This is a genomic window from Pseudorhodoferax sp. Leaf265, from assembly GCF_001422365.1.
Classification (GTDB): Bacteria; Pseudomonadota; Gammaproteobacteria; order Burkholderiales; family Burkholderiaceae_C; genus Pseudorhodoferax.
The window spans coordinates 154,747-174,304 of record NZ_LMMT01000037.1 but is presented as its reverse complement, the minus strand read 5'-3'; the positions used below and the strand labels follow the sequence as shown (position 1 = coordinate 174,304).

Here is a 19,558-nt window from a genome sequence, read left to right as displayed (position 1 = left end):
CGGGCCGCCTGCGGCCCGGGGCGGGTGACATTCGCGGAGTGGAGTACACCGTCGGCGTGGTCCACCGCCAAACGCAAAAACCGGTGGTCAGTCATGCAGCCGCCGCAATCATCTCGTACACGTCGTCCTCCGTGCTGCCCGCCGGCAGCTCGCCCACCTTGCGCCGGTCGCGCAGCACCACGATGCGGTGCGCCACGCGCACCACCTCGCTGATCTCCGACGAGATGAAGACCACGGCCATGCCGGCCTCGGCCAACTGCAGGATCTGCTCCATGATTTCCTGCTTGGCCGCCACGTCGATGCCGCGCGTGGGCTCGTCCAGGATCAACAGGCGCGGCGCAGTGGCGAGCCAGCGCGCGATCACGGCCTTCTGCTGGTTGCCGCCCGAGAGCAGGCCGATGGGCGTCTCGATGCTGGCGGTCTTGATGCCCAGCATCGTGACGAAGCGCTCGGCCAGCCGCGTCTGCTCGGCGCGCGACAGGAACTTGCCCACGCCCATGCGCGCCTGCAGCGCCAGCGCGATGTTCTCGCGCACCGACAGTTCGGCGACGATGCCGTCGGTCTTGCGCTCCTCGGGACACAACGCCAGGCCCGCGGCGATCGCGTCGGACGGGCTGGCGAAACGCACGACCTGGCCGTCGATCTGCAGCGTGCCGCGGTCCGGTGTCTCCAGACCGAACAGCAGCCGCGCAAGTTCGGTTCGGCCCGCGCCCAGCAGGCCGGCCAAGCCGACGACTTCGCCTGCCCGCACTTGCAGGTCGATGGGGTGCAGCTGGGTCGTCTGGCCCAGGCCATCGGCACGCAGCAGCGGCGCAGTTCCGACTTCATTCGCCTGCGCCGGCTCGGTGCGCGCTTGCGCGGCGGCCAGTTCACGCCCCAGCATGGCCGCGATCAGCGCCGGGGCCGGCAACTCAGCCACCGGCCACTCACCGACCCAGCCCCCGTTGCGCAGCACCGTGATGCGGTCGGACACGGCGTAGACCTGGTTCATGAAGTGTGTGACGAAGACGATGGCCAGGCCTTCGTCGCGCAGCTGGCGCAGCACCGTGAACAGCTTGCGCACCTCGTCGTCGTCCAAGCTGGAGGTGGGCTCGTCGAGGATCAGCACGCGCGCCTGCACACCCAGCGCACGCGCGATCGCCACCATCTGCTGCACTGCCACCGGGTAGCTGGACAGCAGGCGCGTGACGTCGATGGACAAACCGATGCGCGCGAGCAGCTCACGCGCCTGGGCGTGCACGGCTGCCCAATCGATGCGCAGGCCGCGTTTCGGGTAGCGCCCCGCGAACATGTTTTCGGCCACCGACAGGTTGGGACACAGGTTCACGTCCTGGTAGACCGTGCTGATGCCCAGGCGCTGCGCGGCAATCGGCGAATCGGGCCGCACCCGTTCGCCGCCCAGCCGGATCTCGCCCGCGCTGGCCGGGAAGACGCCGGTGAGCACCTTGATCAGCGTGGACTTGCCCGCGCCGTTCTGCCCCATCAGCGCATGGATCTCGCCGGGGTACAGGCGCAGCTGCACGTCGTCCAGCACCGCAACGTCGCCGAAGCGTTTGCCGATGCCCGACAGCTCAAGAACAGGCTTTGTTGTCATGCCTTGTTCTTGTGATAGACGTCGATGAACACCGCTGCCAGCAGCACCAGCCCCTTGATGACCTGCTGGTAGTCGATGCCGATGCCCAGGATGGACATGCCGTTGTTCATCACGCCCATGATGAAGGCGCCGATCACGGCGCCCATGACCTTGCCCACGCCGCCCGAGGCCGAGGCACCGCCGATGAAGCAGGCCGCGATCACGTCGAGCTCGAAGCCCAGGCCGGCCTTGGGCGTGGCGGTGTTGAGCCGCGCCGCGAACACCAGGCCGGCCAGGGCCGCCAGCACGCCCATGTTCACGAAGGTCAGGAACGACAGGCGCCTGGTGTCGATGCCCGACAGCCGCGCCGCCTTTTCGTTGCCGCCCAGCGCATAGATGCGCCGGCCGATGGTGCTGCGCCGCGTGACGAAGTCGAACAGCAGGATCAACAGCGCCATCACCACCAGCACGTTGGGCAGGCCGCGGTACGAGGCCAGCAGCCACGCGAAGCCGATCAGGATGGCGGCGAACACCAGGGTCTTGGCCACGAAGAAACCACCCGGCTCGCTCGTGATGCCGTGTGCGCGCTGGCGTTGGCGTGCGCGCCAGCCGGTCCACGCGAACAGCAGTGCGGCGCCGATGCCCAGCAGCAGCGTGAACAGGCGCAGGCTCTGCTGGCCCGGCGTGGGCGGTGCGGCGAACGGGTCGGGAATGAAGCCGCTGCTCAGGCCCTGGAACACCTCCGGGAACGGCCCGACCGACTGCCCTGCCAGCACCGCCAGCGCCAGGCCCTTGAACACCAGCATGCCGGCCAGCGTGACGATGAAGGACGGGATGCGCGCATAGGCCACGAACCAGCCCTGCGCCGCACCGATCAGTCCGCCGCAGACCAGACAGGCCAGCGCGGCCGGCAGCACCGGCCAGTCGTACTGCACCATCAGCACGGCCGCCACGGCGCCGACGAAGCCGCAGACCGAGCCGACCGACAGGTCGATGTGGCCGGCCACGATGACCAGCAGCATGCCCAGCGCCATGATCACGATGTAGCTGTTCTGCAGCACCAGGTTGGTCAGGTTCAACGGCTGCATCAGCGTGCCGTCGGTCATGACCTGGAAGAACACCATGATCGCCACCAGGCTCAGCAACATGCCGTATTCGCGGAAGTTGTGGCGCAGGAAGCTGCCCATGGAAGGCGGGGGCACGGCCAGGGCGGCGCGCGCGGGCAATGTCTCTTCTGTCATGTCAAGGCTTCTTGTTGGGGCGCGTGGGCTTTCAGGATCGCGGCCATGATGCGTTCCTGCGAGGCTTGCGCGGTGGGCATCTCGGCCACGAAGCGGCCTTCGTTCATCACGTAGATGCGGTCGGAGATGCCCAGCAGCTCGGGCATCTCGGACGAGATCACGACCACGCAGCGGCCCTGCGCCGCCAGTTCTGCGATCAGCGCGTAGATTTCGTACTTGGCGCCCACGTCGATGCCGCGCGTGGGCTCGTCCAGGATCAGCACCTTGGGCTCGGTGAACAGCCACTTGCCCAGCACCACCTTCTGCTGGTTGCCGCCCGAGAGGTTGAGCGTCTTCTGCAGCACGTTGGGGGTGCGGATGCGCATGGACTTTCGGTAGCGCTCGGCCACCGCATGTTCCTGCTCCTGCGAGATCACGCCGCCGCGCGACACACCGGGCAGGTTCGCCAGCGAGGTGTTGAACTGGATGCTCTCGTCCAGCACCAGGCCCGCGCCCTTGCGGTCTTCCGTCACATAGGCCAGGCCATGCGCGATGGCCTTGCCGACCGTGCCCACGTCGACGGGCGTACCGTCCACCAGCACCTCGCCGCGGATCTGCCGGCCCCAGCTGCGGCCGAACACGCTCATCGCGAACTCGGTGCGGCCCGAACCCATGAGGCCGGCAATGCCGACCACCTCGCCGTGGCGCACGTTCAGGTGGAGGCCCTTCAGGAAGTCGCGGTCGGCATGCTCTGGATGGCGTGCCGACCAGCCACGCACCTCGAACCCGATGGCGCCAATCTTCGGGACGCGCGGCGGGTAGCGGTCGGCCATCGCGCGGCCCACCATGCCGCGGATCACGCGGTCCTCGCTGACGGGCTGGCCCTGGCAATCGATGGTCTCCACGCTGCTGCCGTCGCGCAGGATGGTGACCGCATCGGCCACGCGCGCGATCTCGTTGAGTTTGTGCGAGATCAGGATGCAGGTGATGCCCTGCGCGCGCAGGCCGATCAGGAGGTCCAGCAGCGCCGCGCTGTCGTTCTCGTTCAGGCTGGCGGTGGGTTCGTCCAGGATCAACAGGCGCACCTTCTTGGACAGCGCCTTGGCGATCTCCACCAGCTGCTGCTTGCCCATGCCCAGCTCGCCCACATGCACCTGCGGCGATTCGCGCAGGCCCACCTTGTCCAGCAGCGCCTGGGTGCGGCCATGGGCCTGCACCCAGTCGATCACACCGCGCGTGGCGACCTCGTTGCCCAAAAAGATGTTCTCGGTGATCGAGAGCATGGGCACCAGCGCCAGCTCCTGGTGGATGATGATGACGCCCGCGGCCTCGCTGTCGTGGATGCCGCCGAAGCGCTGCACGGCGCCGTCGTAGACGATGTCGCCCTCGTATTCGCCGTGCGGGTAGACGCCCGACAGCACCTTCATGAGCGTGGACTTGCCCGCGCCGTTCTCGCCCACGATGGCGTGGATCTCGCCTTCGCGGATGGCGAGGTCGACCCGGTCCAGCGCGACCACGCCCGGGAAGGTCTTGCGGATCGCCCGCATCTCCAGCAGCGTGCCCATGCCTGCCCCTGCCACGGTCCGCTTACTTGATCTGCGAGGCCTTGTAGTAGCCGCTGCCGATCAGCACGGCCTCCCAGTTGCTCTTGTCCACGGTGACGGGCTTGAGCAGGTAGGACGGCACGACCTTCACGCCGTTGTTGTAGGTCTTCGTGTCGTTGACCTCGGGCGTCTTGCCCGAGACCACGGCGTCCACCATGTTGGCCGCGACCTTGGCCAGCTCACGCGTGTCCTTGAAGATGGTGGAGGTCTGCTCGCCGCGCAGGATGGACTTGACGGACTGCACCTCGGCGTCCTGCCCGCTCACCACGGGGCACGGGGTCTGCTTGGTGCAGTAGCCCACGCCCTTGAGCGAAGACAGGATGCCGATGGACAGGCCGTCGTAGGGCGAGAGCACGGCATCGACCTTGGCGTTGCCGTAGAAGGCCGACAGCAGGTTGTCCATGCGCGCCTGGGCCACCGCGCCGTCCCAGCGCAGCGTGCCGACCTTGTCCATGCCCAGCTGCTTGCTGCGCACCACGAGCTTGCCGCTGTCGATGTAGGGCTTCAGGACCGACATCGCGCCGTCGTAGAAGAAGAAGGCGTTGTTGTCGTCGGGCGAGCCGCCGAACAGCTCGATGTTGAAGGGGCCCTTGCCCTGCTTCAAGCCCAGCGCGTCGACGATGGAGGAGGCCTGCAGCACGCCGACCTGGAAGTTGTCGAAGGTGGCGTAGTAGTCGACGTTCTTCGAGCCCTTGATGAGCCGGTCGTAGGCGATCACCTTGACGCCCTTGTCAGCCGCGTTCTGCAAGGCCTTGGACAGCGTGGTGCCGTCGATGGACGCGATCACGAGCACCTTGGCACCCTTGGTCACCATGTTCTCGATCTGGGCCAGCTGGTTCGGGATGTCGTCGTCGGCGTACTGCAGGTCGGCCTTGTAGCCGCGCTCCTTGAGCACCTTGACCATGTTGTTGCCGTCGTCGATCCAGCGGGCCGAGGACTTGGTGGGCATGGAGATGCCGACCAGGCCCTTGTCCTGGGCGTTAGCCCAGGGTGCGATGGCCAGCACGGCGGCGGTGGCAATGATGCTCTTGAGGAATGCGCGCTTCATGAGGGGTCTCCTTGTTGTACGTTGTTCTGTGGGCCGACTTCAGTACTTGCGCTTGGGGAACTCGGCCGCGGCCGTCTCCATCGGGAAGATGCTCTCCACGGTCTCGATGCGCTTGGGGATGGTCTTGCCGGCCACGATGTCCTTGACCGCCGTCATGAGCTGCGGGCCCAGCAGCGGGCTGCACTCGACCGAGACGTTGAGCTTGCCGGCGATCATGGCCTCGAAGGCGCCCTTCACGGCATCGATGGAGATGATCACGATGTCCTTGGCGGGCTTGAGGCCGGCCTCCTCGATGGCCTGGATCGCGCCGATGGCCATGTCGTCGTTGTGCGCGTAGAGCACGTTGATGGTCTTGCCCTCGGCCTTGAGGAAGGCTTCCATGACCTCCTTGCCCTTGGCCCGCGTGAAGTCGCCGGTCTGGCTGCGCACGATCTTGAACTTGGGGTCGGCCTTGATGATTTCCTCGAAGCCCTTCTTGCGGTCGATGGCCGGCGCCGAGCCCACCGTGCCCTGCAGTTCGACGATGCGCACCTCGCCGCTCTGGCCCTTCATCTTCTCGACCAGCCAGCGGCCGGCCTTGCGGCCTTCCTCGACGAAGTCCGATCCCATGAAGGTGACGTAAAGCGAGGTGTCCTTGGCGTTCACGGCGCGGTCCGTGAGTACCACCGGGATCTTGGCGGCCTTGGCCTCGCGCAGCACGTTGTCCCAGCCCGATTCGACGACGGGCGAGAACGCGATCACGTCGACCTTCTGCGCGATGAAGGCACGGATGGCCTTGATCTGGTTCTCCTGCTTCTGCTGGGCATCGGAGAACTTCAGTTCGATGCCGGCATCCTTGGCCGCGCTCTTGATGGACTCGGTGTTGGCGGTGCGCCATTCGCTTTCGGCCCCCACCTGGCTGAAGCCCAGCACGATCTTCTTCTGCGCGAAGGCCTGGCCCGGCAGGGCGCTGGCAAGGGCGAGTGCCGCGGCGGCGGCAATGAGGTCTCTGCGGTTCTGTTGCATGGCGTTGTCTCCTGCGGGTTTGGGTGAGGCGGTATCCGCGTCTTGCTATTCCCAACGCGGCTTGCCGAGGCCGGGCGCCAGTGTAAGAATGAAAAATGTATCAATCCAATCGTTTTTTTGACAAAACCGATATCAATTCAATCATCAGGAAAACCCGATGTCGCACTGGTTTCTGCAGGCCCGGCTGAAGACGCGCCAGCTGTTGCTGCTCTCCGCGCTGGCCGAGGAAGGCAACATCCACGGCGCCGCGCGCCAGCTCAACATGACGCAGCCGGCCGCCTCCAAGCTGCTCAAGGACCTGGAGGATGTGCTGGAGGTGCCGCTGTTCGAGCGGCTGCCGCGTGGCATGCGCCCGACCTGGTACGGCGAGACCATGATCCGCCATGCGCGCCAGGCACTGGCCAGCCTGAACCAGGCGCACGAGGAGCTCAGCGCGCTGAAGGCCGGGCGCTTTGGCCAGGTCGCCGTGGGCGCCATCACCTCGCCCGCACTGGCGCTGCTGCCGCCCGCCATCGCCATGGTCAAGCGCGAACAGCCCAGCCTGCGCGTGGTGCTGGAGATCGAGAACAGCCCGCCGCTGCTCGAGCGGCTGCGCCAGGGCAAGCTGGACATCGCAGTGGCGCGCTTCTTCGCGGGCGAGGACAAGACCAACCTGCGCTACGAGCCCGTGACGGGCGAGCCGGTCTGCGCCGTGGCGCGGCCGGGCCATCCGCTGGCCGGCGCGAGCGGGCTCACGCTCGCGGACGTGGTGCAGGCCGGCTGGATCGTGCCGCCGGCCGGCAGCGTGCTGCGGCATCGCTTCGACCTGATGTTCCAGGAGGCCGGGCTGGAGCCGCCGTTCAACGTGATCGAGAGCGCGGCCATTTTGTTCATCACGCGCATGCTGCAGCAGAGCGACATGCTCTGCGTGGTGGCGACCGAGGTGGCGCGCTACTACGCGGCGCACGGCATCGTCAGCGTGCTGCCGCTGGACATGCCCTGCCACATGGACGACTTCGGCCTCATCACGCGCAGCGACAGGCTGCTCTCGCCCGGGGCCACGCTGCTGCTGCAGGCGCTGCGCACGGCCGCGTTCTCGGCCTATGGCAAGCGCATGGAAGCCTGATCAGACCCAGCCTGCGTCCACGGTGAACTCCTGCGCCGTGCACATCTTCGCGTCGTCGGAGGCCAGGAACAGCACCATGGCGGCGATGTCCTGCGGTGCCAGTTTGTCGGGCAGGCACTGGTTGCGGGCCAGTTCCTTTTCGCCCTCGGCGTCGAGCCAGAGCCGGATCTGCCGCTCGGTCATGACCCAGCCCGGCGACACCGTGTTGATGCGGATGCGGTCGGCGCCCAGCGTGCGCGCCAGGCCGCGCGTGAGCCCGTTGACCGAGGACTTGGCGATCGCATAGACGGGATAGCCCGTGCCCTTGCCCTGCCAGCCCGTGGAGCCCAGGTTGACGATGGAGCCCGCGCCGAGCCGGCGCATGCCCGGCACCACGGACTGGATCGCGAAGAAGGCCGGCCGCTCGTTGATCGCGATGCGCTCGTCGTAGTAGGCCGGCGTGACCGACTCCAGCGTGTGGCGGTCGTCGCTGGCCACGTTGTTGACGAGCACGGAAAAGTCGCCCAGCACGGCCTGCGCGTCGGCGATGGCCGCCTGCAGGGCGGCGATGTCGCGCACGTCGCAGCGCCGCCACCAGACCGTGCCCTGGCCGGCCTGCGCGATGCCGTCGGCCAGCGCACGGCTGGGCGCCTCGGCCACGTCGACGAAGGCCACGTGCGCGCCCTGGGCCGCCAGCGCCGCGACGATGGCCGCGCCGATGCCGCTGCCGCCCCCCGTCACGAAGCAGTTGCGGCCGCGCAGGCTGGGGTAGGAGGTACGGCTGTCTCCGGGGCTTGTATTTGACATATTCAATTTGCTATCTATTAACAACAAAATCATTTCTTTCCAATATGAATGTGCCTTGATACGATGCGCCGCGTCAAGCCCCCGCCCCATGCCAGCCACCTCCCCCGCTCCCGGCGCTCCGCGCGCGCTGTCCGAGGCGCAATGCGTCTGGGATGCTGGCGCCCAACTCGGCGAAGGCGCGCTGTGGTCGCCGCGCACACAGGCGCTGTGGTGGGTCGACATCCTCGGCCGGCGGCTGTACCGCTGGCAATGGCCGCTGGGCACGCACGCGCACTGGGACTTCGCTGAAGAAATCTCGGCCGTGGCCGAACGCGCGGACGGCACCGGCCTGCTGCTGGCCCTGCGCCACGGCTTCTTCGCCTTCGATCCCGAGGACGGGCGGCTCACGCCCTTGCACCGGGTCGCGGACGAGCCCGCGCACAACCGCTTCAACGACGGCAAGTGCGATGCCCAAGGCCGCTTCTGGGCCGGCAGCATGGACTTCGACTGCGCCGCACCCACGGGCGCGCTGTACCGCTTCGACCCCGACGGCCGCTGCACGCGGCACGACGCGGGCTTCGCCGTCACGAATGGCCCGACCTGGTCGCGCGACGGCCGCACCCTGTTCTTCAACGACACGGTGCAAGGCCAGGTGCTGGCCTACGACTTCGACGCTGCCACCGGCCGCATCGCCGCGCGCCGGCCCTGGCTGCGCCTGGCCGCCGACGACGGCGTGCCCGATGGCATGTGCACCGACGCCGCCGGCCGCATCTGGATCGCGCATTGGGGCGGTGGCTGCGTGAGCTGCCACGACCCGGACAGCGCGGCCGAACTCTGCCGCATCGCCCTGCCCGCCCGCCAGATCACGAGCTGCGCCTTCGGCGGGCCCGACCTGCGCACGCTGTTCATCACCAGCGCCGCCACCGGCCTGGACACCAGCGCCCGCGCCGCCCAGCCGCTGGCCGGAGCGCTGTTCGCCGTCACAATGGACAGCCCGGGCCTGCCGGCGCACCGCTTCGGAAGCCACGCAGGAAGCGCATGAACGACTCCATCGTCTGGCTACGCCACGCCGGCCAGGAACTCGGCCTCGTGCCTTCGCTGGGCGGCGCTGTCGCGGCCTGGCGCTGCGCGCGGCCGGACGGCAGCTTGCTCGACCTCTGGCGCCCCTGGGACGGCCAGACCGCCGACCTCTACCAGCTGGCCTCGTTCGCGATGCTGCCCTGGTCCAACCGCATCAGCCAGGGCGGCTTCGCGCAGGACGGGCATTGGCATGCCATGCAGACCAACCGCGCGGGCGAACCCTACCCCATCCATGGCGATGGCTGGCTGCAGGCCTGGACGCTCACGCAGCCAGCGGACGACCAACTGCGCCTGGCGCTGCGTTCGCAGCACTTCGGCGGCAACCCCTACGACTACGCGGCCACGCAGACCTTCCGTCTGGTGCCAGGCGGGCTCGACCAGAGCGTCGAAGTGCAGCACCTGGGCGCTGCGCCACTGCCCTACGGCCTGGGCCTGCACCCCTGGTTCCCGCGCACGCCGGCCATGCGCGTGCAGGCCGGCGTCGACGGCGTGTGGCTCAGCGGCGACGACCCGATCCCGACCGGCTACACCCGGGACCTGCCGGCCGACTGGGACCTCAACACCGGCATCCCCGCGCACGGCAGCTTCATCGACAACGGCTACGGCGGCTGGCAGGGCCAGGCCCGCATCGATTGGCCCGAACACGGGCTGCGGCTCACGCTGACCACGCCCGACCCCGCGGCCTCCGCGCCGTGCTGCCTGGTGTACCGGCCCGGCCATGGCCCGGCGCTGTGCTTCGAGCCGATCACGCACCCCATCGACGCCTTCCACCTGCCGGGCCGCCCCGGCCTGCGCGTGCTCGCGCAGGGCGAGACGCTGCGCCTGCACGTGCAGTGGCGCTTGGAAGACGCCTGAGCCCCAAGCACCCACGGCGCCCAAGGCCATGGCAGGGGGCGCACTACACTGCGCCTCCCCGCAAGCGCCTCCCGCAGGCCCGCCATCCGCCACGGGGCGCTTGCGCCATGCACGCCTACAACGGAGGAAACAATGCATCCATTGCCCGCCCGCTACGACCATGTCGGCAGCTTCCTGCGCCCCGCCTACCTGCTCGAAGCCCGTGAACAGAAGGCCAAGGGCCAGATCACGCCCGAGCAGCTGCGCAAGGTCGAAGACCAGGCCATCACCGAGATCGTGCAGTTCCAGCAGGATGTGGGGCTCAAGAGCATCACCGACGGCGAGTTCCGCCGCACCTACTTCCACATCGATTTCCTCGAGCAGCTCGGCGGCGTGAAGACCGACATCCCGGTCACGGTCAAGAAGCCCGACGGCAGCGAGGAACTGGCCCCGCCCGTGATGCGCGTGATCGACAAGGTGCGCCACGCCAAGGACATCCAGCTGGCCGACTTCCAATACCTCAAGACGCAGGTGGCGGCAGGCCTCACGCCCAAGGTCACCATCCCCTCGCCCACCATGCTGCACTTCCGCGGCGGGCGTACCGGCATCAGCAAGACCGCCTACCCCGAGCTCGAGCCCGACTTCTACGACGACGTGGCCCGTGCCTACGGCGATGAGCTGCGTTCGCTGGCCGCGGCCGGCTGCACCTACGTGCAGATGGACGACACCAACCTCGCCTACCTGTGCGACGAGAAGATGCGCGAGGCCGCCCGCCAGCGCGGCGACGACCCCAACGAGCTGCCGCACCGCTACGCGGCCTTCATCAACAAGGTGGTCGCGCAGAAACCCGCCGGCATGCTGCTGGCCATGCACCTGTGCCGGGGCAACTTCAAAAGCACGCACGCGGCCGCCGGCAACTACGAGCCCGTGGCCGAGGCCCTGCTGAAGGAGATGGACCTGGACGCGTACTTCCTCGAGTACGACGACGACCGCTCGGGCGACTTCCGCCCGCTGCGCTACCTGCCCAAGGGCAAGACCGTGGTGCTGGGGCTCGTGACGACCAAGTTCGGCGAGATGGAGAGCAAGGACGCGCTGAAACGCCGCATCGACGAGGCCGCGCGCTACGCGCCGCTGGAGCAGCTGGCGCTGTCGCCCCAGTGCGGCTTCTCGAGCACGGTGCACGGCAACAACATCGCCGTGCAGGCCCAGCGCGACAAGCTGCGCCTGGTCGTCGAGACCGCCCAGGACGTCTGGGGCTGAACCTCACCGGTGGCGCATGCCCTGATGGCCTGGCTGCCCAGCGTCTCGCAGCACCTGCTGTTCGGCGCGCTGGCGGTCCTCGTCTACATCCTGACCAACCGGGCGCGGCGCCAGCCGCGTGCGCCGACCACGGCCATCGCCTGGGTCATGGGCCTGGCGCTGCTGCCCTACTTCGTGCTGCCGCTGTTCCTGCTGTTCGGCCGGCGCAAGCTGCGCCCGTTGGGCCGCCCGCGGCTGCGCGGCAGCCGCCCCACGCGCTTCATGCACTGGGCGGCCGACCTGCTGGACGGTTTCGACCTGGCCCCGCCCAGCGACAACCGCGCGCGCTTCCATGCCGATGGCACAGAGGCGCGTGAGGCGCTGTGGGAACTCATCGCCGGCGCCCGGCACCGGCTGGACATCAGCACCTTCATCATCGGCCGCGACGCCTTCGGCGATGCCGTGGTCGACCGGCTGGTGGAGCAGGCGCGCGCCGGCGTGCGGGTGCGCGTGCTGCTGGACGGCTTCGGCGCACTGCAGCTGCCGCGCCGGCACTTCGACCGGCTGCGCGCCGCCGGCGGCGAGGTGGCCGTGTTCCGCCCGCTGCTGAGCCTGCGCAACAACGGCCCGCGCAACCTGCGCAACCACCGCAAGCTGGCGATTGCCGACGACCATCGGCTGTGGAGTGGCGGGCGCAACCTGGCGGCCGAGTACTTCGAGGGCGATGCCGGCATCGTGGCCTGGACCGACCTGTCCTTCGACATCGAAGGCCCGGTGGCCAGCGCCGCGGCCTGGCAGTTCGAGCGCGACTGGAGCGCCGTGCGCCAGACCAAGCCGCGCACCGTGGCGCCGACCCCGCCCATGGCGCCGGGCGCGCCCGCGCAGTTCCTGCCCAGCGGGCCCGACCAGGCCGAAGACACGGCCCATGCGCTGCTGATCGATGCCTGCTACCGGGCCGAGCACCGCATCCTGGCCGCCACGCCCTACTTCATCCCCGACGACGCGCTGCGCGATGCCTTGCGCCGCGCCGCCCGCCGCGGCGTGGCCGTGGACATCGTGCTGCCGGGCGAGTCCAACCACCGCCTCGCGGACTTCGCGCGCAGCCGCGCCATGCGCGACCTGGCCGAGGCCGGCGTGGCCTTCCACCTGCTGCCGTCCATGTCGCATGCCAAGGCCGTGGTGGTGGACGAACAACTGGCCCTCGCGGGCTCGATCAACCTGGACCTGCGCAGCCTGCTGCTCAACCACGAGGCCGGCGTGGTGTTCTACGGCGCGGCCGAGATCGGCTGGCTCGCGCGGTGGATCGAGGACCAGCGCGCACTGGGCCAGCCCTACCAGGCCAAGACGCCGGGGCTGGCCCGCGACATCGCCGAAGGCCTGCTGCTCGCAGTGGCCTTCCAGCTGTAGGCCCATCTCCAGCAACGTCCGGCCGCCGCGTTAAGCTGCGCCCCCGCTCGCCCCGCCCTGCCCATGGAACCCATCAACTGGCTGCTGTTCGCCGTCTTCATCGTCATCGTGGTCTACAAGCTCGTGCGCCAGTTCCTCGATGGCCGCAAGGCCGGCAAGAGCCCGAGCCGACGCTGAGGCTCAACCGGCGCGCCTGCGCCCGGCCGCCTTCTCGGGCACATTGCCCCAGGTGCCCACGTTGGCCGACTTGAGCAGCGCCGAGGCCTGCCCGGTCGTGGCCAGTTCGGCGGCAGCGGCCAGCAAGGCCGGCCCGAACTGCTGCATGCGCGAAGCCGTGAGCCGCGCCGACGGCCCCGCGATCACGAGCACGCCCGTGGCCGGCTCGCCCTGGCGCTGGACCGGCGCGGCCATGGAACTCATGCCGGGCGCATAGGCCTCCTCGATCACACTGAAACGCCGCCTCCGGTGCTCGTCCAGCAGCTTGAGCAGCGCCTTGAACGAGGTCGGCGCGTTGGGCCCGAAATGCTTCGGCTGGCCCATGCCCTGGCGGGTGACGTAGGCGATGGCCGCGTCCTCGGGCAGCGTCATGAGCCAGGCCTGGCCGGCCGCGCTGCACGACAGCCGCAGGTCGATGCCCATGTCGGGGTCGTAGAGCAGGCCCGAGCGCGCGCCCTGGGCCTTGGCCACCAGCGTGAGCCGCTCGCCGTCGACGATGGCCAGGCGCACCAGCTCCTCCGTCGCCTGCGCCAGCCGCTGGACCACGGGCTGGGCGATGTCGACCACGCCCGACTTGGACAGGAAGCTCAGGCCCATGGAGGCCATCTTGGTCGTCAGCGCGTAGTCGCCGCGCTGCGGCAACTGGCGCACATAGCCGTAGCGGATCAACTCCTGCAAGGTGCGGTGGCAGCCGCTGCGCAGCTGGCCCAGCTCGGTCGCGATCTGCGCCAGCGCCACCCCGTCGGGGTGGGCGATCAGGTACTCCAGGATGGCCAAGGACTTTTCGAGGGCGCCACTCATGCTGTGCTTTCAAGGACTTGCGATGTTCAAATTTTGAACGCCTTCCAAAATTTGGAAGACGTTCAGCATTCTGCAATGATCCGCCCGCTTTTTCGAACGAGGACTCCCATGCCACACCCATCCCTGTCCCGCCGAGCCTTCGCAGCCGGCACCGCCGCGCTGCTGGCCGCCCCGGCCCTGCACGCGCAGGACATCCGCGAACGCCAGCTGCGCTTCGCCTTCAGCCTGGCCAAGGACCACCCGCTGGGCCTGGGCGCGCAGAGGTTCGCCGACAGCGTGGCCCAGCGCAGCGGCGGCAAGCTGCGCGTGAACCTGTTTCCGGGCGCGGTGCTGGGCAGCGACATGCAGAACCTGTCGGCAGTGCGCGGCGGCACGCTGGACTTCACCTCCATGGCCACCGGCATCGTGGCCTCGCTGGACAAGCGCTTCATGCTGTTCGACCTGCCCTTTCTGTTCAACACGCCGCAGGAGGCCTATGCGATCGCCGACGGCGCGGCTGGCACGCAGCTGCAGGCCGACCTGGCCCCGCACGGCATCGTCGGTCTGGGCATCTGGGACCTGGGTTTCCGCCACATGACCAACAGCAAGCGGCCGATCGCGCGGGCCGAGGACATCGCGGGCCTGAAGATCCGCGTGATCGGCTCGCCGATCTTCCTGGACCTGTTCAACGCGCTGGGTGCCAACCCGGTGCCCATGACCTTCGGCGAGGTCTACGGCGCGCTGGAGTCGCGCGCCATCGACGGTCAGGACAACCCGCTGGGCGTGATCGAGTCGGCCAAGTTCGCCGAGGTGCAGAAGTACCTCTCGCTGACACGCCATGTCTACACCGGCATGCCCTTCATGATGGGCAAGAAGACCTGGGACGCGCTCAACGAGGCCGAGCGCAAGGTGATCCGCGAGGCCGCCGACGAGGCCAAGCAGTTCGAGCGCCAGGCCGTGCAGCGCAAGGAGGGCGAATCGATCGACGCGCTCAGGAAGAGCATGCAGGTCAACGAGGTCAGCGCGGCCGAGATCAAGCGCTTGCGCGAGAAGGTGCAGGCGGTCACGGACAAGTTCGCACGCGAGGTCGGCGAGCCGCTCGTGCAGCAGGTCCACGCCGAGCTCGCGCGCCTGCGCGGCGGCCAGTAGGAGCCCACCTTGGCGCTTCTTGGCAAGGCCGCGCTGGCCATGTGGTGGGACATGGCGCCCGCAGCGCGTGCGGACTTCGAGCACTGGCATGCGCACGAGCATTTCCCCGAGCGGCTCGGCATCCCGGGCTTTCGCCGTGCCTCGCGCTGGCGCGCGGCCGGTGGTGGCGAAGGCGTGTTCGTTCTGTACGAACTGGAAGACCACGGCGTGCTGTCGTCGCCTTCCTATCTGGCACGGCTCAACGCGCCCACGCCCTGGTCCACCCGCCTGATGCCGCAGCACCGGAACATGGTGCGCAGCCAGTGCCGCGTGCTGGAGAGCCGCGGCGGCAGCATGGCCGGGCACGCGCTGACCGTGCGCCTGTCCCCCGCCCCCGGCCGCGACCAGGCGCTGCGCAGTACGCTGCGGGCGCTGGCCGCCGAGCTGGCCGCCCAGCCGGGCCTGGCCGGTCTGCACCTGCTGCGCCACGAGACACCCGCCATCGCGCAGACCACCGAACAGAAGCTGCGCGGCGCAGGCGACCAGTACGCGGACTGGGTGCTGCTGGCCTGCGGCTACGACGCGGCGGCGCTCGCCGCCCTGACCGACACCGCGCTGTCCGGCACGCGCCTGGCCGAACTGGGCGCGGCGCCCGGCACCGCGCACGGCCTGTACACGCTGGCCTACTGCGCGGTACCCACCGACGTGGCGGACACCGTGGCCTGAACCGGCGGCGCATGGCCGGACAGCCCGCGGTCGCTGCCGCCGCCATGCGCGGCCGCATCACCGCCGCAGCGCGCTGGCTGACCTGCGGACGGCGTGGGCGCCGAACCCCGGCGTACAGCCGCATCCCGAACATGGGTGCTTTCCACTCGAAGGCAATCCGATGAAACGTCGCCCCCTCGCGCTGTTGCTGGGCGCCGCTGCAGCCGGCGTGGCACTGGCCGCCTGCAGCAACATGGCACGGCGCACACCGGCACCACCCCTGCCCCAAGCCGGCGCCGTGGACCTGCCGCGCTACATGGGCCGCTGGTATGTGATCGGCAGCATCCCGACCTTGCCCGAACGCGGGGCCGTCGACGCGACAGAGAACTACACGCTGCGTCCGGACGGCAGCGTGGACATCGACTTCCGCTACCGGCGCGGCGCGGGCGAATCCGAGCAGGCCCTGGGGTCGCGCGGGTTCGTCGAGCCGGGCAACAACGCCGTCTGGGGCGTGCAGTTCATCTGGCCGATCCGGGCCGACTACCGCATCGCCTGGCTTGCGCCCGACTACAGCCGGGTGATCGTGGCGCGCGAGAAGCGCGACCATGTGTGGATCATGGCGCGCACGCCGACGTTGCCGCAGGCCGAATACGACGCGATGGTGCAGCAGGTCGGGGCCATGGGCTACGACACCGCGCGACTCCAACGCGTGCCGCAGGGCGCCGCCGGCCGCTGACCGAGCGCAGGCGGTCCCCCCTGCAGCGCCCCGGTGCACGGCCTGCGCTGCACCTGCCGGGTGGTGCCGTCATGGCAATCGTTGATCGGCAGCACTGCTGCACGCCGCGCCACGGCCAGTCACTGCCGCGCGGCCCCTGGCTCACGCCGACAAGGGCGCGCGCCGGCTCGGCGGGCGCAGCTCGACCCGGTTGCGCCCGGCCCGCTTGGCCTGGTAGAGCGCGGCATCGGCTGCGGCCACCCAGTCGCGCGTGCTCGCATAGTGCTTCTGCAAGGCAGCGATGCCGATGCTGCTCGTGAAGCGCAGTTCCGGGTGGTCGCGGAAGCGGTGGTTCTCGGCCTCGGCGCGGATGCGCTGGGCGATCTCCTGCGCCTGCTCCATGTCTGCCCCGCGCAGGAGGATGGCGAACTCGTCCCCGCCATAGCGGCCGGCGCAGTCGCTGGAACGCACGCAGTCGCGCACGATGCGGCTCAGCGTGCAGATCACGTCGTCGCCCACGGTGTGGCCCAGGCCGTCGTTGATCTGCTTGAAGCCGTCGATGTCCAGCATCAGGAGGCAGGCCGGCTCGCCGGTCTCGGCATGGCGGCGCTGCGCCTCGCGCACCTGCTGCTCCCAGTAGGCCCGGCCGTACAGGCCCGTCAGCGGATCGATGCGGCCCAGTTCGTCGAGCAGGCGGTTCTGGCGCGAGACGCGGCGGATCAGGCGGTAGCTCGACACGCTGACCGACAGCGTGTGGATCACCAGCATGGGCAGGCAGGCCAGCACCACGCGCATGCTGCTCTCGGGCACCATGGGCGCGTCCATCCACCAGGCGGCGAGCAGGCCCGCCGCCAGCATGCCGGGCAGCGATTGCAGCCACAGCAGGCGGATGCCGGTGCTGATCTTGTCCACCATGGTCAGCGTGACCAGCAGCACGCTGGGCAGCAGGTTGAACTGCATGAGCGGCACGAAGGCGCCCGCGATGGCCGAATCGACGAGCAGGTTGCGCACCTCGGCACGCTGCGGATTGCGACTGCGCCGTGTCAGCCACCAGGCCAGGTGCGGCCAGACGAAACCGCCGCAGACCACCAGGGCCCAGACCGCCGGCGCGGCATTGCGCTCGTACAGCACGACCATGGCCACCACGGCGCCCAACCCCATGCCGATCACGCGCAGTGGGTACACGAGCCGGGGCAAGCGGTGGAAGTCGTCGGCCATGCGGGACAGTGCGTGGGCTCTCCGTGGGAAAGGGGCGCGAAAGTCTATGGCGGCGCCACGCAGAGGGCGAGCGCCAGCCGCCCTGCGGTCCCCGGGAAGCGATGGGCGGTCGGCGCGGCGGCGTGCCGCCCCGTCTTCACTCCTTGACCGACCCCGTCATGCCCGACACGTAGTACTCGACGAAGAACGAGTAGATGAAGGCCACCGGCAGCGAGCCCAGCAGCGCGCCGGCCATCAGCGGTCCCCACTGGTAGACATCGCCCTGCACGAGTTCCGTCACAACGCCCACGGGCACCGTCTTCACCTCGGACGAGGACACGAAGGTCAGCGCGTAGATGAACTCGTTCCACGACAGCGTGAACGCGAAGATGCCGGCCGAGATCAGCCCCGGCACGGCCAGCGGCAGAACCACCTTGATCAGGATCTGCCAGCGCGTGGCGCCGTCGATCAGCGCGCACTCCTCCAGCTCCATGGGAATGGACCGGAAGTAGCCCATCAGCAGCCAGGTGCAGAACGGGATCAGGAAGGTCGGGTAGGTCAGGATCAGTGCCAGCCGCGTGTCGAACAGGCCCAGGTTGAACACCACGTTGGCCAGCGGGATGAACAGGATGGACGGCGGCACCATGTAGGCCAGGAAGATCGACAGGCCGACATGCTTGGAGCCCTTGAACCGCAGCCGCTCGATGGCGTAGGCCGCCAGCACCGAGGCCACCAGCGACACGAAGGTCGACACCACCGAGACCAGCACCGTGTTCCACAACCACTGCGGGTAGGTGGTCTCGAACAGCAGCTTGTGGAAGTGCGCCAGCGTGGGCTTGACCACCCAGAACGGGTTGCCGTCGCGCGAGAGCAGTTCGGCATCGGGCTTGATCGAGGTGATCACCATCCAGTAGAACGGGAACAGCAGCACGATCAGGAAGACGACCAGCGGCAGGTAGACCGTCACCGCCTTGCGCGGGATCGAGTCCAGGTAGGACATGCCGACGGTGTCGACATCTGCACTGTTGGCCATCAGTCCTTCCCCCCTTGTTGCCAGGCGCGGCGTTGCAAACCAAAGAAGCTGAACAGCACGCAGGCCAGCAGGAACGGCACCATCGCGATCGCGATCGCCGCGCCCTCGCCCAGTGCGCCACCCGAGATCGCGCGCTGGAACGACAGCGTGGCCATCAGGTGCGTGGCGTTCAGCGGGCCGCCGCGCGTGATCACGTAGATGAGCTGGAAGTCGGTGAAGGTGAACAGCACCGAGAAGGTCATGACCACGGCGATGATGGGCGTCAAGAGCGGCAGCGTGACATGCACGAACTGCTGCCAGCGCGAGGCGCCATCGATGGCCGAGGCCTCGTAGTACGAGGGCGAGATCGTCTGCAGCCCGGCCAGCAGCGTGATGGCCACGAAGGGCACGCCGCGCCAGACGTTGGCGATGATCACCGCGATGCGCGCGTTCCACTCGTTGCCCAGGAAGTCGATGTAGTGGTCGATCAGCCCCATCTTCACGAGCGCCCAGCTGATGATGGAGAACTGCGAGTCGTAGATCCACCAGAACGCGATGGCCGACAGCACAGTCGGCACGATGTAGGGCAACAGGATGACGGCGCGGAAGAAGGTCTTGAAGCGGATGTGCTTGTTCAGCAGCAGCGCCAGCCACAGGCCCAGGCCGAACTTCAGGATGCTGGCCACCACCGTGTAGAACAGGGTGTTGAACAGGGCCAGCCGCGTGACCGAGTCGTTCCAGAGGTAGATGTAGTTTTCCAGGCCCACCCAGACGCCAGCCCGGCCCACCTTGGTGTCGGTGAAGCCGAGCCAGGTGCCGAGGCCCAGCGGATAGGTCAGGAACAGCAGCAGCAGCACCGCCGCTGGCAGCATGAACAGGAAGCCGAGACCGTTGCGGCTGTTTTGCAGTCGGGCAAGCATGCAGA

At 68.7% G+C, this 19,558-nt stretch carries 18 protein-coding genes; 8 read left to right on the top strand and 10 right to left on the bottom strand.

Features of this window, described 5'->3' with window-relative positions; all coding sequences use genetic code 11:
• Positions 1–91: 91 nt before the first annotated feature.
• From ASF45_RS26265 to ASF45_RS26245, 5 genes are read right to left on the bottom strand one after another with little or no spacing between them, the layout of a single operon-like run.
• Complete coding sequence (locus ASF45_RS26265; RefSeq protein WP_056670469.1) at positions 92–1,594, bottom strand: sugar ABC transporter ATP-binding protein; 1,503 nt, start codon at positions 1,592–1,594, stop codon at positions 92–94.
• On the bottom strand, positions 1,591–2,760 hold the full coding sequence (mmsB, locus tag ASF45_RS26260) for a multiple monosaccharide ABC transporter permease (protein ID WP_304440573.1): 1,170 nt from the start codon (positions 2,758–2,760) through the stop codon (positions 1,591–1,593). The genes ASF45_RS26265 and mmsB overlap by 4 nt, the downstream gene beginning before the upstream one ends.
• A gap of 50 nt (positions 2,761–2,810) precedes the next feature.
• Complete coding sequence (gene mmsA, locus ASF45_RS26255; protein WP_056670466.1) at positions 2,811–4,358, bottom strand: multiple monosaccharide ABC transporter ATP-binding protein; 1,548 nt, start codon at positions 4,356–4,358, stop codon at positions 2,811–2,813.
• A 22-nt stretch (positions 4,359–4,380) separates the two neighbouring features.
• Positions 4,381–5,445, bottom strand: coding sequence for a multiple monosaccharide ABC transporter substrate-binding protein (gene chvE / locus ASF45_RS26250; protein ID WP_056670464.1), 1,065 nt, complete (start codon positions 5,443–5,445; stop codon positions 4,381–4,383).
• 39 nt (positions 5,446–5,484) lie between these two features.
• Entirely contained in the window at positions 5,485–6,450 is a 966-nt protein-coding gene (locus ASF45_RS26245) for an ABC transporter substrate-binding protein (protein WP_056670462.1), read from the bottom strand.
• 157 nt (positions 6,451–6,607) lie between these two features.
• On the opposite strand from ASF45_RS26245, the gene ASF45_RS26240 reads away from it, so the two are divergent.
• Complete coding sequence (locus ASF45_RS26240; RefSeq protein ID WP_056670459.1) at positions 6,608–7,555, top strand: LysR family transcriptional regulator; 948 nt, start codon at positions 6,608–6,610, stop codon at positions 7,553–7,555.
• Here the strand turns inward: ASF45_RS26240 and ASF45_RS26235 are convergent, their stop codons facing one another.
• A complete protein-coding gene (locus ASF45_RS26235; RefSeq protein WP_056670456.1) occupies positions 7,556–8,341 on the bottom strand; it encodes an SDR family NAD(P)-dependent oxidoreductase in 786 nt (261 codons plus the stop codon).
• A gap of 88 nt (positions 8,342–8,429) precedes the next feature.
• Here ASF45_RS26235 and ASF45_RS26230 point away from each other — a divergent pair, with 88 nt between their 5' ends.
• The 4 genes from ASF45_RS26230 to ASF45_RS26215 all read left to right on the top strand — a co-directional run bounded on the left by ASF45_RS26230 (position 8,430) and on the right by ASF45_RS26215 (position 12,880).
• The gene (locus ASF45_RS26230) at positions 8,430–9,362 is read left to right on the top strand and encodes an SMP-30/gluconolactonase/LRE family protein (RefSeq protein ID WP_056670453.1); all 933 of its coding nucleotides are present in this window, start codon (positions 8,430–8,432) and stop codon (positions 9,360–9,362) included.
• Positions 9,359–10,255: an aldose 1-epimerase gene (locus ASF45_RS26225; protein WP_056670451.1), complete on the top strand. Its 897-nt coding sequence runs from the start codon at positions 9,359–9,361 to the stop codon at positions 10,253–10,255. The genes ASF45_RS26230 and ASF45_RS26225 overlap by 4 nt, the downstream gene beginning before the upstream one ends.
• 132 nt (positions 10,256–10,387) lie before the next feature.
• Positions 10,388–11,494: a 5-methyltetrahydropteroyltriglutamate--homocysteine S-methyltransferase gene (locus ASF45_RS26220; protein ID WP_056670448.1), complete on the top strand. Its 1,107-nt coding sequence runs from the start codon at positions 10,388–10,390 to the stop codon at positions 11,492–11,494.
• 24 nt (positions 11,495–11,518) lie between these two features.
• On the top strand, positions 11,519–12,880 hold the full coding sequence (locus ASF45_RS26215; protein ID WP_063887801.1) for a phospholipase D-like domain-containing protein: 1,362 nt from the start codon (positions 11,519–11,521) through the stop codon (positions 12,878–12,880).
• A 180-nt stretch (positions 12,881–13,060) separates the two neighbouring features.
• On the opposite strand, the gene ASF45_RS26210 is transcribed toward ASF45_RS26215, so the two are convergent.
• The gene (locus ASF45_RS26210) at positions 13,061–13,897 is read right to left on the bottom strand and encodes an IclR family transcriptional regulator (protein ID WP_056670442.1); all 837 of its coding nucleotides are present in this window, start codon (positions 13,895–13,897) and stop codon (positions 13,061–13,063) included.
• 108 nt (positions 13,898–14,005) lie between these two features.
• Here ASF45_RS26210 and ASF45_RS26205 point away from each other — a divergent pair, with 108 nt between their 5' ends.
• The 3 genes from ASF45_RS26205 (at position 14,006) to ASF45_RS26195 (ending at position 16,445) form a co-directional block, all read left to right on the top strand.
• On the top strand, positions 14,006–15,025 hold the full coding sequence (locus ASF45_RS26205) for a TRAP transporter substrate-binding protein (RefSeq protein ID WP_056670438.1): 1,020 nt from the start codon (positions 14,006–14,008) through the stop codon (positions 15,023–15,025).
• A gap of 9 nt (positions 15,026–15,034) precedes the next feature.
• The gene (locus tag ASF45_RS26200) at positions 15,035–15,730 is read left to right on the top strand and encodes a hypothetical protein (RefSeq protein WP_056670435.1); all 696 of its coding nucleotides are present in this window, start codon (positions 15,035–15,037) and stop codon (positions 15,728–15,730) included.
• Between the two features lie 160 nt (positions 15,731–15,890).
• Positions 15,891–16,445 (top strand): lipocalin family protein, encoded by a 555-nt coding sequence (locus ASF45_RS26195; RefSeq protein ID WP_056670431.1) that lies wholly within the window; start codon positions 15,891–15,893, stop codon positions 16,443–16,445.
• Positions 16,446–16,586: 141 nt separating this feature from the next.
• Here ASF45_RS26195 and ASF45_RS26190 read toward each other — a convergent pair whose 3' ends face one another.
• The 3 genes from ASF45_RS26190 to ASF45_RS26180 all read right to left on the bottom strand — a co-directional run bounded on the left by ASF45_RS26190 (position 16,587) and on the right by ASF45_RS26180 (position 19,553).
• Positions 16,587–17,642, bottom strand: a complete 1,056-nt coding sequence (locus ASF45_RS26190) for a sensor domain-containing diguanylate cyclase (RefSeq protein ID WP_056670428.1) — start codon at positions 17,640–17,642, stop codon at positions 16,587–16,589.
• A 136-nt stretch (positions 17,643–17,778) separates the two neighbouring features.
• Positions 17,779–18,654 carry a carbohydrate ABC transporter permease gene (locus ASF45_RS26185; protein ID WP_056670425.1) on the bottom strand — a complete coding sequence of 292 codons (876 nt, stop codon included), beginning with the start codon at positions 18,652–18,654 and terminating at the stop codon, positions 17,779–17,781.
• The gene (locus tag ASF45_RS26180) at positions 18,654–19,553 is read right to left on the bottom strand and encodes a carbohydrate ABC transporter permease (protein ID WP_056670422.1); all 900 of its coding nucleotides are present in this window, start codon (positions 19,551–19,553) and stop codon (positions 18,654–18,656) included. The genes ASF45_RS26185 and ASF45_RS26180 overlap by 1 nt, the downstream gene beginning before the upstream one ends.
• Positions 19,554–19,558 lie beyond the last annotated feature (5 nt).

Bases quoted from the DNA above. Each gene is read 5' to 3' on its own strand.
- ASF45_RS26220 (WP_056670448.1), top strand. From the start codon at position 10,388: ATGCATCCATTGCCCGCCCGCTACGACCATGTCGGCAGCTTCCTGCGC.
- mmsB (WP_304440573.1), bottom strand. From the start codon at position 2,760: ATGGGCAGCTTCCTGCGCCACAACTTCCGCGAATACGGCATGTTGCTG.
- ASF45_RS26205 (WP_056670438.1), top strand. From the start codon at position 14,006: ATGCCACACCCATCCCTGTCCCGCCGAGCCTTCGCAGCCGGCACCGCC.
- ASF45_RS26210 (WP_056670442.1), bottom strand. From the start codon at position 13,897: ATGAGTGGCGCCCTCGAAAAGTCCTTGGCCATCCTGGAGTACCTGATC.
- ASF45_RS26235 (WP_056670456.1), bottom strand. From the start codon at position 8,341: ATGTCAAATACAAGCCCCGGAGACAGCCGTACCTCCTACCCCAGCCTG.
- ASF45_RS26195 (WP_056670431.1), top strand. From the start codon at position 15,891: ATGAAACGTCGCCCCCTCGCGCTGTTGCTGGGCGCCGCTGCAGCCGGC.
- ASF45_RS26225 (WP_056670451.1), top strand. From the start codon at position 9,359: ATGAACGACTCCATCGTCTGGCTACGCCACGCCGGCCAGGAACTCGGC.
- ASF45_RS26185 (WP_056670425.1), bottom strand. From the start codon at position 18,654: ATGGCCAACAGTGCAGATGTCGACACCGTCGGCATGTCCTACCTGGAC.
- ASF45_RS26190 (WP_056670428.1), bottom strand. From the start codon at position 17,642: ATGGCCGACGACTTCCACCGCTTGCCCCGGCTCGTGTACCCACTGCGC.
- ASF45_RS26265 (WP_056670469.1), bottom strand. From the start codon at position 1,594: ATGACAACAAAGCCTGTTCTTGAGCTGTCGGGCATCGGCAAACGCTTC.
- ASF45_RS26245 (WP_056670462.1), bottom strand. From the start codon at position 6,450: ATGCAACAGAACCGCAGAGACCTCATTGCCGCCGCCGCGGCACTCGCC.
- chvE (WP_056670464.1), bottom strand. From the start codon at position 5,445: ATGAAGCGCGCATTCCTCAAGAGCATCATTGCCACCGCCGCCGTGCTG.
- ASF45_RS26230 (WP_056670453.1), top strand. From the start codon at position 8,430: ATGCCAGCCACCTCCCCCGCTCCCGGCGCTCCGCGCGCGCTGTCCGAG.
- ASF45_RS26240 (WP_056670459.1), top strand. From the start codon at position 6,608: ATGTCGCACTGGTTTCTGCAGGCCCGGCTGAAGACGCGCCAGCTGTTG.
- mmsA (WP_056670466.1), bottom strand. From the start codon at position 4,358: ATGGGCACGCTGCTGGAGATGCGGGCGATCCGCAAGACCTTCCCGGGC.
- ASF45_RS26215 (WP_063887801.1), top strand. From the start codon at position 11,519: ATGGCCTGGCTGCCCAGCGTCTCGCAGCACCTGCTGTTCGGCGCGCTG.
- ASF45_RS26180 (WP_056670422.1), bottom strand. From the start codon at position 19,553: ATGCTTGCCCGACTGCAAAACAGCCGCAACGGTCTCGGCTTCCTGTTC.